The 14985-nt window shown below is 56.1% G+C and carries 14 protein-coding genes; 6 read left to right on the top strand and 8 right to left on the bottom strand.

What is annotated here, in order from left to right; genetic code table 11:
* The first annotated feature begins 121 nt into the window (after positions 1-121).
* The 6 genes from ACR0AU_RS16840 to ACR0AU_RS16815 all read left to right on the top strand — a co-directional run bounded on the left by ACR0AU_RS16840 (position 122) and on the right by ACR0AU_RS16815 (position 7448).
* Positions 122-1021, top strand: coding sequence for an adenylate/guanylate cyclase domain-containing protein (locus ACR0AU_RS16840; protein WP_170733322.1), 900 nt, complete (start codon positions 122-124; stop codon positions 1019-1021).
* Positions 1022-1114: 93 nt separating this feature from the next.
* A complete protein-coding gene (locus ACR0AU_RS16835; RefSeq protein ID WP_170733321.1) occupies positions 1115-1828 on the top strand; it encodes a protein phosphatase 2C domain-containing protein in 714 nt (237 codons plus the stop codon).
* Positions 1829-2309: 481 nt separating this feature from the next.
* Entirely contained in the window at positions 2310-2603 is a 294-nt protein-coding gene (locus ACR0AU_RS16830; protein WP_480438846.1) for a hypothetical protein, read from the top strand.
* Positions 2604-2741, top strand: coding sequence for a hypothetical protein (locus ACR0AU_RS16825; RefSeq protein WP_480593521.1), 138 nt, complete (start codon positions 2604-2606; stop codon positions 2739-2741).
* 1096 nt (positions 2742-3837) lie between these two features.
* Positions 3838-4263 (top strand): CAP domain-containing protein, encoded by a 426-nt coding sequence (locus ACR0AU_RS16820; RefSeq protein WP_480438842.1) that lies wholly within the window; start codon positions 3838-3840, stop codon positions 4261-4263.
* 1091 nt (positions 4264-5354) lie between these two features.
* Positions 5355-7448: a 3-hydroxyacyl-CoA dehydrogenase NAD-binding domain-containing protein gene (locus ACR0AU_RS16815; RefSeq protein WP_480795977.1), complete on the top strand. Its 2094-nt coding sequence runs from the start codon at positions 5355-5357 to the stop codon at positions 7446-7448.
* Between the two features lie 158 nt (positions 7449-7606).
* Here the strand turns inward: ACR0AU_RS16815 and rpe are convergent, their stop codons facing one another.
* The 8 genes from rpe to ACR0AU_RS16775 all read right to left on the bottom strand — a co-directional run bounded on the left by rpe (position 7607) and on the right by ACR0AU_RS16775 (position 14921).
* Positions 7607-8296 carry a ribulose-phosphate 3-epimerase gene (gene rpe, locus ACR0AU_RS16810; RefSeq protein WP_170511244.1) on the bottom strand — a complete coding sequence of 230 codons (690 nt, stop codon included), beginning with the start codon at positions 8294-8296 and terminating at the stop codon, positions 7607-7609.
* 125 nt (positions 8297-8421) lie between these two features.
* Positions 8422-8898, bottom strand: coding sequence for a class I SAM-dependent methyltransferase (locus ACR0AU_RS16805; RefSeq protein WP_170663930.1), 477 nt, complete (start codon positions 8896-8898; stop codon positions 8422-8424).
* Positions 8899-8917: 19 nt separating this feature from the next.
* The gene (locus tag ACR0AU_RS16800) at positions 8918-9670 is read right to left on the bottom strand and encodes a polysaccharide deacetylase family protein (RefSeq protein WP_170733319.1); all 753 of its coding nucleotides are present in this window, start codon (positions 9668-9670) and stop codon (positions 8918-8920) included.
* Positions 9667-10809 (bottom strand): glycosyltransferase family protein, encoded by a 1143-nt coding sequence (locus ACR0AU_RS16795; RefSeq protein WP_480795976.1) that lies wholly within the window; start codon positions 10807-10809, stop codon positions 9667-9669. Before ACR0AU_RS16795 ends, ACR0AU_RS16800 begins: the two co-directional genes overlap by 4 nt.
* A 2-nt stretch (positions 10810-10811) precedes the next feature.
* Positions 10812-11390, bottom strand: a complete 579-nt coding sequence (locus ACR0AU_RS16790; protein WP_170733317.1) for a histidine phosphatase family protein — start codon at positions 11388-11390, stop codon at positions 10812-10814.
* The gene (locus tag ACR0AU_RS16785) at positions 11387-12463 is read right to left on the bottom strand and encodes a glycosyltransferase family 4 protein (protein WP_480592046.1); all 1077 of its coding nucleotides are present in this window, start codon (positions 12461-12463) and stop codon (positions 11387-11389) included. Before ACR0AU_RS16785 ends, ACR0AU_RS16790 begins: the two co-directional genes overlap by 4 nt.
* The gene (locus ACR0AU_RS16780; RefSeq protein WP_170733315.1) at positions 12463-13710 is read right to left on the bottom strand and encodes a glycosyltransferase family 4 protein; all 1248 of its coding nucleotides are present in this window, start codon (positions 13708-13710) and stop codon (positions 12463-12465) included. Before ACR0AU_RS16780 ends, ACR0AU_RS16785 begins: the two co-directional genes overlap by 1 nt.
* Complete coding sequence (locus tag ACR0AU_RS16775) at positions 13707-14921, bottom strand: hypothetical protein (RefSeq protein WP_170424455.1); 1215 nt, start codon at positions 14919-14921, stop codon at positions 13707-13709. Before ACR0AU_RS16775 ends, ACR0AU_RS16780 begins: the two co-directional genes overlap by 4 nt.
* Between the last annotated feature and the right edge of the window lie 64 nt (positions 14922-14985).

Here is a 14985-nt window from a genome sequence, read left to right as displayed (position 1 = left end):
CTACGCCCCCTTCGAATGCAATTGCTGAAAGTTTGATTTTGTGAGAGTATCACAAGGCCCGAAAAATCCCTAGTTGCCTGTTTTCGGGGCTTCAAGGGCCGGTCGTCAGGGAGAATGACAGATGCAAGTTGTCGGCGCGGCTTTTATGGCAGACGTGTCCAACAGCACTCCGCTTTTCGAGAAAGTGGGAGAGCAAGAAGCGTATCGAGAAATTAGTCTTTGTCTCGAGGAAATACGTGAGCAAGTCTGTGATCTGGGTGGTGATTTTCTCCATTCCAAAGGCGACGATGTTCTTGCGTTCTTCAAAAACCCTGATGCCGCTCTTGAAGCGGCCAAAGCGACCACAAGAAGGACCAGTGAACATACACTCCAGGTGCATGCAGGGCTTAGCTGGGGCAGGATGCTGCGCTTGCCCGACGACATTTACGGAAAGCCTGTCAACACGGCAGCGCGGCTTGCGTCACTTGCCAAATCACATGAAGTGCTAGTTCATGAACTTTTTTTCGATCAGCTTGACATGTCTAACCGCAAGACCTTGCGAGAAGTGGATACTCTGAGCCTCAAAGGGCTGAGCAAGCGACTGAAAGTCTATTCACATCTGGCTGAAAATCCGGCCGAACAGACAATGATCATTGCCAACTCCTCTTCGGCGTCAATCCGAGCGCTGCGTCTCAAGCTGATCCATAACTCCATCATAAAGGAGTTGTCTGAAGGGCAAGAAATGTCTCTGGGACGATCCATCGATGTCGATTTAATTGTTTCGCAACCTTGGGTGTCACGGCAACATGCCACAGTGTCCCTAATGAATGGAATCGTGGTATTGAGAGACCACAGTTCATTAGGCAGCTTCGTTCGTCTTGAAGAAGGCAGGGAGATATTGGCTAGACGCGAGAGTGTGACATTGATCGGCAATGGCGCAGTGTCACTTGGCGTCCCTTTTACACAGTCTAGGCAAGCCGTGATTAGATATTCACAGACAAGAACACTGCGCGACACAGTGTCAGGAGAAGCTATTCCATAATACTCAAATCGCAGAGTTGCCAGCAGATGTTTTTAATCGATCTTCCTTGTCGGCACGCCGTTGAAGGGTCGGCAGTGTTTCGGAAAAGAACCCATGTTCCAGTGTAGTTTCAGCTCGGCGACACATGTTGGTCTAGAACGTGATATCAACCAGGATCGCCTTCTTGCACTTCCAGAGCACCGGGTCTGGGTGATCGCTGATGGTATGGGTGGACATAACTTGGGCGATTTTGCTGCGCAATCGGTTGTGGATAGCGCCGCTGAGATGGCCTTGTGCCAGGATCCCTACAAACAGGCAGAAATTCTTCGGAAATCGCTTGTGAACGCTCATGGGGCTGTCCGGCAAGAGAGCGTAAGAAGCTCTGAATGCACTATTGGTGCGTCAGTAGTCGCACTGCTAGTCGCTGATACTTGGTTCCTTTGCTATTGGGCCGGTGATAGCCGACTTTATAGAATGCGCAACCAGAATCTTGAGTTGTTGACCTCGGATCACTCACTGGTCGCGGATCTTGTTGCCTTGGGTGAGCTTAGTTGGGGTGAAGCGACCAATCATCCACAATCAAACATCATCACGCGTGCAGTTGGTGTAGGTTCGGCGCTTGAGTTGGACGCGGTTGAGGGTGCCATACAACGCGGCGACCGATTTCTTCTATGTTCTGATGGGCTCGTTAACTCTTGTGAACTTTCGGCGTTGTGTCTTAAATTGTCAGTGTCTCCGATTGCAAAGGCTGCGGACAATTTGGTAGAACTTGCACTTAATGGGGGCGCTGGGGACAATGTGTCTGTGATCGCCATAGAGACGGCCTAACTTAGTTCCTATTCTGAGCCGATCAGCAAGTTACAACGATTGATGACCGCTCTCTTCGCAAAAGAACTTTCAGCCTATTTTATACACATCATTGGGACGACAATTTGAACTTAGTGTTACCAGGGGTGGGCATTGGCGTTTTAGTGCAAAACTCGTTCTCACTTGGTTGTATCGATAGTGTCTACCAGTCGTGAGAGAAAAAATTCTGCCGTCTTTCAGGCAGCGCGTTTTCGAAGTCACTAAGACTGATTGTCTTTGTACCACAGAAAAATAGAGAACTTTCTCAAAGATTGGCTGCTTTTCTTCTGCGACGCACCTAATGACTGCGACCAATGTGTTGCAGCATAAGCGAATGGTGCAGACAACGTACTACCGCTTTGGGCTCGAAGTAGACATTTAAAGTCAGCAAAATGGGAGCGACGCAAAAGCTGCTACGCAGGACAAAGCTGTGGCTCGTCGAATGTCTAAAAAGAAATAGCAAATGCGTGATAGCTCCAAACTATGGCAAAGACATCTGCGCGACATCGACCGTCGATCCCTTAAGCATTTGCGATTATTGGTGTTCTTTTTGCTTCAATCTGTTTCGGACTGGTTCACTATTTTTAGCCGCAGCCTGACCGAACAAGGCGTCGCACCTTATGCTGTCGCATTTTATCGCTATATTGTTGCGGCAATTCCTCTGCTTCCTGTTCTCATCCTGCACCGAAAAGCATGGCGAGAGATAACTTGGGGCCTGTCAGCCGGAGCCATGATAGGACTTGGTTGGATCGGATAGGTGACGGCGCTGGAGAAGTTGCCCGCTTCGACAGTGGGTGTGCATTACATGACCTATCCGGTGTTTACCCTAGTCATCGCCTGGGCTGTGTTTGGCGATGCACCCACGCGACGCGCCATGTTGGCCTATGCTCTCTGATTTTGGTCGCGGCTTTCATTGCTGGCTCGCCCGTGTCAGTCCCTACAGGGTACGTACCAACGCTGCTGATATCACTTGCCGCTCCTTTCGGGTTTGGCTACGGAATTTGTGTCTTGGTGCACAGGTTGTCACGGATTGCGCCGTTAGCGCGTATGGCGTCAGTTTCTCTAGGGTCCGTTCTTGGCATTGCGCCGCCCATCCTTGGCGCCGAAGTTCGAGAGCTTCTCCCAAGTGAAAAATTCGATTGGCTTCTCATAGTTGGTATTGGACTTGTCACCGCATTCGTGTCCCAGCTTATCTATACGATTTGTTCACCTGTCATCGGAGCCTCCAAAACTGCTGTAGTCGGGAGCATCGAGTTACCCACGATGTTTGCCGTTGGATTTTTTGCCTTTGGAGAAGCCATTTCTTTGCCTCAAGCTTTTGCATGTACCTTAGTGCTGGGGGCAATTGCGATAACAAGAAGTAGAAAAATGCGCGCCGTATCTACCGTGCTCGCAAAATCACCGAGACGGTAGTAGTAGGCTCAAAGCCGAAATCCGACTAAGTTGATGTGATAGCGAAGATATCTATGCGTTCTAACAATTGGCGTGCCGAACCCCCCATTTATAGCGGGCTGAATATGGCGGGCCAATTGTGGTATACTGCACTGGCCTCCCGGTTCGGGGGTAGGGGAAGAACCCACCGTCTCACAAATGATTGAGAGTGAAGGTGGTGAGGGGCTGGATGAGGGGGTCTTAGCCAGCCCCTCTCTCTTGAGGGGGTATCCGGAGTGGTAGTGTTGTTCCGTTAAACCCAATCTACCCCGTTAGCGCATTGTCCAAAATTGGGGGATTCCCGTAGACCCCTTATTTTCTTATCTCAGACACAATTCAAACACGCTGCACCGATACCAAACAGGTGCGGCGCGTCGTGATGGGATTAGCGATTTCAATGAGGGGGTACGAGTTTGACGCGTCGTAACTCCAGCCTGTGGGGCTACCCTCTAGGAAATTGAATCTTTGGTGCGATAGCTTAAGATCGTCAAGAAGTGCGAGAAATCAACATGCTCTCAATTAACCCGCGTGGGCCATTATAGACAGAACCTGGTGGAAAAATGCTGACGCGTTTGTTGTTGATTCTGGCGATTCTTTTGCCCGCGCCACTCGCTGCAAATCCTATAGCAGCGGACGAACTAAACACGTTTCGCAAAAGCCAAGGGCTTCAAGGGTTAGTCTATAGTCGGAAGTTGGAGAAAGCCGCCAAGTCTCATGCTGAGGACATGGTGAAGAAGGGGTTCTTTTCGCATACCGGCTCCAATGGGTCTGACGTGGACCAAAGGGTGCGCAAGGCAGGCTACGAATGGTGTTTTGTGGCTGAGAACATCGCCAAGGGGCAGAAAGGTTTGGACGCTGTGATGTCAGCTTGGGCGCAATCGCGGGGGCATCGTGCTAATATGCTGTCACGCAAGGCCGAAGAGTTCGCGCTGTACGAGGCGGCGGATCGCATCTGGGTGATGGTTCTAGCCGCCCCGTGTCGGTAGTATTTGGGAGATAGCCTTGTTTTCTCGCTTAAATATGCAGCAACAAAACTGCAAAGCGTCACCAGCTTCAAACCACTGACTACATCCAACGAAACGCGATGATTTTAGTATCGTCCGACAGGCCTTTCTTCCACCGAACTTCTTGGACATGGGCATTAAGTTGCTCTTCGGTCAGTACCGGCTCCACCCATGTGTAGTGTACCTTCGATTTTAATGAATGCACTTCGAGCTTCTGTAGTCGGTTAGTTAGATTAGGCATATGAACCTCCATTGCCTTTGAGTTCGGCTAACAAATTCGGATCGTGCGCTGAAATGAACGCATCAAGCGCTTCTCCGCACGCTTCAAGCGTCGGAGTATCCAACTGTTGATAGAATGGGTCACCATTTCCCGAACGTGTCTGAACCGATTCCAAGTGAACACGCTGCCGGAAGTCGGATTCAGCCTCATCATCAATTCGATTTACGCGTGCCAATCCAAGCTGTGGTAAGGTTTTCAAGGTATCTGTTCGTTAACATCTTCTTCATCGCTCTGGGGGACTCATGGGGACAAAATCAACTGGATTGTGGCGGACAATTATGGACAACTGTAGACAATAACTATTCGGGGAAAAATATATAGAGCTCGGTATTTACAAACTAAATTGGGGTAGGGTCGGATAATTGTGGACGGCCATAGACTGTAGAGACTTACAGCGAAATCAGTAGGTGAACGGAATCATAATCCGCGTGTCGGGGGTTCAAGTCCCTCCTCCGCTACCAGAACTTCCCAAACAAGTATTAAGGCCCTGTTAGCTGGGTTTCCATTTGGATCGCGCCCTCGGGTTCCGTGCGAGTTCAGACCAAGCACTGCAGTTCTTTGCGCTTCGTTGCTCTGAGGCCGCGAAGCAAGTTCTACCGCAACGTAAAAGGTTGGTTCCGGGCATGAACCGCGTGATTATGGTACTAAATCCGAGAAAATCAAATAAACCGAACGATCGGTCGAAAATATAGTTGAATACGAACGCAGACCGGGCCAGTCTTTGATCGCGCCGTGTCCGGGGATTCCCCGATTTACTACTGGCATCGCATTTCGTCTGAGGAGGCACGATCATATGACCCAAGTCATCGGGTATGAGAAAGTGGGCGATATCGCCGTTTTGTCGGCTGAGAACCCACCTGTTAACGCGCTGGGCGTGGATGTGCGCCGGGGTTTGTTGTCGGCGATCGAACGCGCCGAAACAGAGGGCGCGCGCGCGGTTTTGATCTATGGTGAGGGGCGGACTTATTTCGCAGGCGCAGATATTCGCGAGTTTGGCAAGCCGCCACAGGACCCGTGGCTGCCCGCACTCTGTGATCGGATTGAGGCGTCGCCCTTGCTGGTGGTTTCTGCGTTGCATGGAACCGCGCTTGGTGGTGGGCTTGAGGTTGCCTTATCCTGTCATTATCGCGTTGCCGTGCCGTCTGCGAAGGTGGGGTTGCCCGAGGTTAATCTTGGTATCATTCCTGGCGCTGGAGGCACCCAGCGCTTGCCGCGTGTTGCCGGAGTCGAGGCTGCATTGGACATGATCACGACGGGGCGGCACGTTCGTGCGCCAGAAGCGCTTGAGATGGGTGTGCTGGACAAAGTTCAGGATGGTGATCCGCGCGAGATCGGCCTGGCCTATGTCAGAGAGCTGCTTGCAACCGATGCACCTCGGCGTCCTGTTTGCGATATGGACCGGCCCGCCCCAATCGATTTTGATGCGGCCTATAACGCGGTGCTGAAGAAGGGCCGGGGCCAACTGTCGCCTGCGATTGCAGTGCGGGCAATACAAGCCAGTTGCGAGGCCGAGGATTTTGCATCCGGTTTGGCTCGCGAACGGGAATTGTTCATGGACCTGATGGCCTCGGATCAGCGCAAAGGGTTGATCCACGCATTCTTTGCGGAACGTGCGGTTGCAAAATTGCCCGAGTTAAATGGGGTCGAGCCGCGGGACCTGCAACAGGTCGGCGTCATCGGCGGCGGCACGATGGGCGCTGGGATTGCCACCTCAGTTCTGCTGGCGGGGCTTCCTGTCGTGCTGCTTGAGATGTCACACGAGGCAGCGCGGTCCGCTAAAGATCGTATCGCGGCAAATCTGGCTGGCGCCATGAGGCGCGGAAAGCTGAGCCAGGACAAACATGATGATATTCTGCAGAACCGGCTGACCCTGGCCACGGACTATGACGCACTGAGTGGCGTCGATCTGGTGATCGAAGCCGTGTTCGAGGACATGGCAGTGAAGAAAAAGGTTTTTGCGCAACTGGATGCGGTCTGCAAAAGCGGTGCGGTATTGGCGACCAATACCTCATACCTTGATATCAACGAAATTGCCGGATCGACCGAAAGGTCACGGGATGTCATCGGTCTGCATTTCTTCTCCCCAGCACATGTGATGAAACTGCTTGAGATCGTGGTGGCGGATCACACCGCGCCCGAAGTTGTGGCAACGGGTTTCGCGTTGGGCAAGAGGTTGGGCAAGGTGGCCGTTCGGGCAGGTGTGTGCGACGGGTTCATAGGTAATCGGATTTTGGGCACATATCGGAACTGTGCTGATCACATGGTGCTGGATGGGGCGAGCCCATTCCAGATCGATGCTGCGCTGACCGGGTTTGGATTTGCGATGGGCCCCTATGCAGTGTCAGATTTGGCCGGATTGGACATTGGCTGGGCGGCGCGCAAGCGGAAACGGGCCGCAGGCCAGGATCCACGCGTTCGCGACAGTTTCTATGCCGACAAGCTGTGCGAGGCCGGACATTTCGGCCAAAAAACCGGCAAGGGCTATTACATATATGAAAATGGCAAGCGGGGTGGAGAGCCGAACCCCGAGCTGACATCATTGATCGAAGCCGAGCGTGCGGCTCAGAACATAACTCCACGCGCGTTTACGGATGAGGAGATCATCCGTCGCTATATGGTCGCGATGGTGAATGAGGCGGCGAAGGTGGTAGGCGACGGCATCGCGCGTAGACCGCTGGATGTGGACGTTACGCTGCTCTATGGCTACGGTTTTCCGCGCTACTGGGGTGGGCCGCTGAAATGGGCAGATTTGCAAGGTTTGCCGGGCGTATTGAACGATATCCGCAAGTGGGCTGAAGAAGATGCCTATTTCTGGCAACCTGCACCCCTGCTTGAACAACTGGTGGCCGAGAACCGCTGCTTTGATGATCTCAACAAAGGTGCCTGAAGTCTCGGGGCAAAGGCTCCCGCGCCTGCGCAACATTGGCTGCGCCAATATTGCTAGCCGCCTTGGGCCCGGCATCGCGCAAAGCGCGATGCCAGGCCCAACAGGAGGAGGCGTTTCGTAAGAAACGTCGACGACTGGCGGGAGGGTTTGTTGTTAACTTAACCCAGTGCACCTTCGGCAGCAGTCCGCACAGCGCGAATATTGTCGCCATAGACCGACGGGTTTGAAACTGACCCGCCTTTAAAAACTGCTGATCCGGCGACCAACACGTCAGCGCCTGCAGCGGCCACCAGAGGGGCTGTTTTGGGATCAACACCGCCGTCGATTTCGATATGCACCGGTCGGTCGCCGATCATCTCGCGCAAACGTTGCACTTTTGCGGTCATGTCGATGAATTTTTGCCCCCCGAAGCCGGGGTTGACGGTCATGACGCACACCAGATCAGTCAGGTCCAACAGGTGCTCGACGGCCTCGGCGGGCGTCCCGGGATTCAACGCGATCCCTGCTTTCATTCCCGCAGCGCGTATCGCCTGCAGCGTGCGGTGCGAATGCGGCCCCGCTTCGACGTGCGCGGTCAGCACATCAGCGCCCGCATCGGCATAGGCTTGAATATAAGGATCGACCGGAGTGATCATCAAATGCACATCCATGACGGTCTTAACATGTGGGCGAAACGCTTTGACCGCTGGGGGACCAAAAGTGAGGTTTGGGACAAAGTGGCCGTCCATCACGTCTACATGAACCCAATCCGCCCCTTGCGCTTCGATGGCCTGAATCTCCTGTCCGAAATTTGCGAAATCGGCTGACAGGATCGAGGGAGCGATCTTGATGGAACGGTCAAAGCTCATGACTGGCCTCATGTGGGTGTGCTGTTGCGGTGGCGTATACCCTCGACTCGCGTCAATGCATAGGCCTGACTGCGGTGAATCTGATCGATAGATTCAATATACAAACCCGCCAGTTCAAAGCCTACTCAGGCGCGATAGAAAAGATATCGATCGGGCGCGATGGTCTCGGGGCCTTCAATCTGCGCGAAACCCGCCAACGGTTGCCCTGAAATCAACAACCCACCGGGTCGCATGACCTGTTTGATCAGAGGGCTGAGGCGCGCCGCTTCCGCAACATCTTCGGACTTGATCCCGCGGCCGAAATCGTAGTGCGCCAGCGCGATTGTTTGGCCTGCGTCCGCCAGTTTACGCAACATCGGCTCGGCCTCACCCTGCAGGAAATCCTGTGCCGGTGGCGTGCTGTCGGGATGACACTGCAAAACGCGATCCATCACCCATATACGCCGAGAGGGCAGGATCTCTCGCAGATGATCATAGGTACGTCCGTTACCTAGCCCCAGGTCCAGAACGTCCCCTTCCATGGTGCCGATCTGTGCGGCGGCCCAGTTTAGCCCATCGCGTTGCGCCGTCAGGCGGCGCAGCATGGAATCCAGTCGGCTCATTCGGGCTCTCCTTGCGAGTTCAGTTGCGTGGTGCGGTCCAGGGTGTGCCCGGTCCATCAAGCAGCCTGTGCAACAGATCCTGTGTAAACGTCCAGATGTCCTGATCATGGGCCAGATGATGCGTCAACACCCCAAATGCTTCGGCATTGTCTGCGCGACCGGTGCGTCGGTCATGCAGCAGCTCAACCGTCTGTTCGATCAGTCTGTCAGGGTCGATTAAACCGCGCGTCCCGCGCCAGTCGATTGGATCGAGATGTGTGTTTACCTGCGCGAGGCCGGGCGCTGCGAGCAGTATCTTTCGGGGGGTAGCCGTCGACAGAACCCGATAGCCCAGCCCGTGAAGCTGCATGGCGACTTTGGAGTCGATCCGGTTCCATGGCGGAACAAACATCGGTCGCAGGTGCGCACCAAACAAACCTCGCAGCCGGGACAATCCAGCCTCGGCATCTGCAACTACCGCTTCAAGGGGCCGGTGCAGGCGAAATTCGGCTTTCTTCTCGTCTGCAGGCGCGTGGTTCTGATGCGCCCAGCCATGCACAACCGGGATCAAAACAGACTGATCCGACACATACTCTGCCAGCGCCGTCTGCGCCTCACGCGGGATTACCGCCAGATGGACTGGCAGGCCGAGCTCGTCTGACATGGCCGATAGCTTTTCTATCTGTGGTGTCACTGCAACTGCATCGTCATCACGCCACCACAAGGGCAGGGTCAATCCTGCATCCTGCCAGCGCCGCAACTCTGACTGCAAGGGGCGCCAATCAGGCCTCATCGGCTGGCCTCGTACAAGCTCACTGCAATATCCACTGACCGGCGCGCGCCATCAAACCCTTCGGTCATCGGGGGGCGTTCAACACTCGAAATGACATGCTCCAGCGCATTGGCCAGCGAGCCGGCGGTCAGGTCAGAACTGTTAAGCACCTCGATCCCGTTCAACTGCGAAAGAGATCGCGCGCGCAAAGATTGCTCAACCTCTTTGCCATCATCGAAGGGGATCAGAACCGCCGGGGTACCGCTTTGCAGCAGGTCCATGGCGGTGTTGTAACCGCACATGCTGACCGAGGCGGCGGCAAGCGGCAGCATTTGGCGAAAATCAGGGCGGACGGTTTCAAGAAGAACCGATGAACCCTCGGCCATTTGCGAAAGCTCGGCGATCCGCGCATTGGCATCCTGCCCGCCCACCAACAGGCGCCAGCGCCAGTTGGGCATCTTTCGGGCGGCCTCGATGGCCGCTTGAAAGATCGGCTGGCCGACCGACCCGCCACCTGCGCTGACCAATATCTCGCCCTGGCCTATGCCATCCGGATGACTTGGCGCAGCACTTGGGGCCACGAAACCGGTGTAATGCAGGCGCGATGCCAGTTGATCCGAGACAGGCCAACTGACTTCAAGTTCGGTGATCTTGGGGTCGGAATGGACCAGAACGCCGTCGTAAAACTCTGCGATAACCTCATCCGTTTGGGTTACCTTTGCGGGCTTCGATGGCGGCGCAAGAATGTCACGGATCGAACCAAGGATGACGGGTGGCCGAGGTAGGTCTCGTGCGGCTTTCAATGCAGATTTGAACTCCGCGGCCAAAGAGCGCCGCCCGAACGGATAAAGCTCGGTGATCAGAACCTGCGGCCCGAAGCTGCTTACCGCCTGCGTCAGGGCGTTTGTGCGCGCAGCGAAGTAGGCCAAGTCGGCCACAGCGCCATTCTGATCAAGCAGGCGGGTGAAATCGGTGCCATCAGACCGCAGCGGCGGTAAATTCAGTAATGATAATCCACGTGTGCCAAGCTGAGGCGCAGGCATGCCACCCGAGACTACAAACACCTCGTGGTCCTGTTCGGCGAACGCGCGCCCCAATGTAAGGGCCCGGCTAAGGTGTCCGGTCCCTAACAGATGGGTAACAACGATCATCACCTTCATGGTCAAACCTCACGCGCAATCAATCGAACCGGTTCGGGTTCAGGCCGCATTTCGTCCAGGTTTACGATAAACAGTCTGTTGCGCTTGATCTTAAACGGCGCGGGGCCGGCAAAATTCCAGCCCCAGGCCTTGGCCAATATCACCCTCATGATTCCGATGTGGCAGACCGCAAGATTGTCTCCCTGCAACTCGGTCAACCATGGATTAAGCCTTGCCCATAATTCAGCCGGGCTTTCACCGCCCGGTGGCCGATAATCCCAGCCCCAGTCTTCGATGTGGCGATAACCGCTGTCGGGGATTTCGATCAGTTCGGCACCGCGCCGTCCCTCCCAATCGCCCCAATTCATCTCAGTCAGCGCCTGAGATGTTTTGGGCGCTTTATCCGATACCAACTGCGCTGTTTCAGACGCGCGGCTTAGCGGGCTGGACCAGATTGATGCTGCGATCCATGGCGAAGGAAGGCAATACCCCGCAAGTTCAGCCCGGGCGTCGGCATCCAGCGGAATGTCGCTGCGCCCTTGAATGCGACCCGCGCGATTCCAATCCGTGTGTCCATGTCGCAGAAGGGCGAGGCGGGTCATCGGTTTTTCTCCAACAATGGGCGCACAGTGGTCCAGAACCGCTCGGTGGCGGATGGCATCAGATGGCGGTGCGCGACATAGGCGCGGGCACGATTGCCCTCAGACTGGCTCAGGTCGGGATGGTCCAGAAACCTCTGTATACGCGCGGCCAACCCTTTGGCACCCGATACGGTATCGGGATGATCGGAAGGTATCAGCACATCACGAACACCGGGGCGATCTTGTGCTGCGACGGGAACGCCGCAGGCCTGGGCCTCAAGATAGACCATTCCATAGGCTTCGTTGACCCCGGGCCAAACGAACAAGGACGCCTGGCGGTACAGGGCCTGCAACGTGTCCCGATCCAGCTGACCCAGAAACCGGACACGAGGTCCGAACCGCGCCATCAGCGCCTCGACTTCCAATCGGGCCGGGCCATCGCCTACCACGTCCAACGCCCAATCCCCTGTCAGATGTTCCAGCGTGTCGGCCAGAATGGCGTACGAGGCCAGCTTGTCCCCCGGCCGCATCATGCCCACGGTCAGCATCGGCCCATCACGGGTCGAAACAGGGGGCAATTCCGTGATGGGAAGAAACGGAGGCAGTTCCACCAACGCCTGCGTACCGAACCTTTCCCGTTCTAACGTGATCAGGTCGTTGGCAGTGTGGTAGAAAATCACCTGCGCGCTGTCGCACGCGTCATGCGCCGCTTGCGCAAAATCAGCCCATGGGCCTGCAAGCCGGCTGGTGGCGCGGGTACTTTCCAGCTGCACATACGGGATGTCTCTTGCGCGGCTCACGGCCGGGCCGAGCAGATCGGGGGCCTTGTAGTAGTTGTGATAAGTCACCCACAGGTTCGTGTCAGAGGGCAGTTCCTCAGCCAGTCGTGCAGCCTCGGTCGTTGCTTTGCGACGTAATTCGTCCTGAAGTGCCCGGTCGCCTGCCTTGTCGTAAATCCGCAATTGCGAGGCCAGCTCAACAATGTCTCCCTGAGCGCCGAGGGCCTGCATCAGGTTGCGGGCCATTTCGCGATCACCCGAGGGCTTGGGACTGTCGGGGGACTTCATCGGTGCATAGAAAGCCACCCGCGCCATCAGGGCTCGTCCGCGCACAAGGCGCTAAGCCGCTCGGACAAGCGACGTATGCCCGGGTCCATCCGGAAGTCGGCGATCAACCGGTTATACGCGGCCTCAGCCATCTCGGCCGTTCTGGTCGGGTTCCGGGCGAGACCCGCAATAGCCGAGGCAAGAGAGGTCGGGTCATCTGCTGACAACTGACCGTGAATACCGGATTCAATGAACTCCGGGATGGCTGACACCGGCGTTGACAGGATCGGGAGGCGCTGGGACGCGGCTTCCATCAAAACATTGGGTAAACCATCGCGGTCGCCGTCGGCAGCAATTCTGCTGGGCAGGACAAACAGATCAGAGCGGCGCATCTCGGCAATGACTTCCGGTTGATCGCAAGCCCCCATCCACGTGATCCGATCGGAAATCCCTGCGGCATCGGCTTGTGCGCTCAACTCATCGCCCAGATTTCCGCCGCCGATATGGGTCCAATGCCAATTCAGCGATCTGGGGAGTAGCGCGAAAGCTTGGAGAAGCCGGTCAAAGCCCTTCTTTTCGACAAGACGCCCGACTGACAGCATGTGAAAGGGTGCATCCTCTGCACGCGAACACTGCTGGGGAGGTGCAGGAAACCGCGACAGGTCCAGCCCATGATAGATCAGTTCTACCCGCGCAGGATCATCAGCCAGTTCGCGCAGATGTGCGGCACCAATGGCGGTACAGGTTGCCCCGAAGATGGCGCCGTGAGAGGCCAGTTGCAGCTTTTCCCGCTTTTCCCAGTCTGGTGAGGTCCAGATATCTTTGGCATGCGCCGAAAAACTCCAGGGCAGGCTGCGCATGATAGACGCATAGCGGGCGACCGAAGACGGAGTGTGCATGAAATGCGCATACAGCGCCCGCGTTTGATCGGGCAGCTCAGCGGCCAATACGCAGGCCTGACCAAACCGGCGAATTCGGTTGTGAGTCGGGTCTCGGCGAAGGTCTTGCCGCCAGACCTGGTAAGCTTGCGCGTATCCGGGCAGACGAGCTGCAATGTCTCGCGCAGTCGCCAGCCGCTCAGGCTCTTCATAAAGGTATTCCGGCAGGTAATGCACCTGCCCCTTGAAGCGATCGTGCAGAGGATGGCGCTTGGTATCGGTCGGATGGCGCAACGACCAGATATCGAAGCTGTGCCCTGCCTCCTGCAAGGCCACCAATTCTTGCGCGATGAACGTCTCGGACAGGCGCGGCCAGCCTTTGACCAGCACCGCCAGCTTGGGGGGTTCGCGCGTCATCCGGTGGCGCGCTCTTGTTCCGCGCCTAGCAGCGCGTTTATGCGATGAGTGACGTAGCTTAGCCCGTCCAACAGCCCTGCGCGAATGGCCTGCGAAGGCAGCGGCTGATGGGGCAAGGCGCGGATCGCGCGGATCATTGCATCCGCTGTCAGACCGTCACGGTTTTCATCCAGCATGCGTACCAGACCCAGATCCTCGGCGCGCGAGGCACGAATCCATTGCTCCAACCGCGGCGTCGTGCGCGGAACAATGACGGCGCGTTTGTCGAAGGACAAAACCTCGCAGAAGGTATTGTATCCGCCCATGCAGACCACACCGGCGGCGCCAGCGAACAGCGTCTCGATCTGCGATTCAAAACCAACGGCGGTCACACGGCCATTTAGGGCGGCGACACGGGTTTCAAAATCTTCGCGTAGTTCGCCTGACAGGAAGGGCCCATAGACCAGCACAGCGCGGGGTGACAGATCCGGGTCTTTTTCATATGCGGACAGCACCAAATTGACCATCGCCTTGCCATCGCCGCCACCACCAGGGGTGATCAGGATATACGGTTGTTCTGGTGGCTCACCAACCGGCCCAAGATCGCGACGTAGATACCCTGTCCAATGAATGCGCTGTTGCGTCGCCGGGCTGAGGGGAAGGCCTTGTGTAGGATCGTAGACCGATCGCAACCCATATACCCAGATCTCATCATAGAATCGTTCAGTCGCCGAGATCGCGTCCTTACGCTCCCATTCGGCGGCCAGTACTTCGGGCTCATCCAGAACGTCGCGCAGGCCCAGAACCAATTTGGTTGAGCAGGAGTTTTCAAGATACTCAAGCGTCGGCAGCAGCTCACCGCGAAAACCGGTAGGCTCTTTGTCGACGATCAGCACATCGGGGTCGAACTGTTCGACAGATGTCTGGATCAGGCTTGCGCGCAACTCGGTCACATCATCGATGCCCATGCCGATGGTCTGCGAAGCATACGAGCCGTCGGCGCGTTTGGTGACCCCGGGTAGACGGACATGGTCAACGCGACGCGGAAAAGTAAACCGTCCGGCAATGGGTGAACCGGTCAATATGAGGGCCGAAGCGCGTTGATCGGCTTGTGTTATGGCCGCAGCCAGCGCGCGTGACCGGCGCAGGTGACCCAGGCCGAACGTGTCGTGACTATATAGCAGGATGCGCGGTGCGCGGCCGTGATTTTCGTTTTTGATCCCTAGGCTCATGCCTTCGCCTGTTTCGGTTCCGGTGCAACTCCGCGCGTCTGCACCTGATTATCGTAATTCTGCC

It is taken from the genome of Ruegeria sp. CG1, from assembly GCF_056537265.1.
Note: the sequence above shows the minus strand (reverse complement) of the source record. Positions and strands in the feature narration are given on the sequence as shown.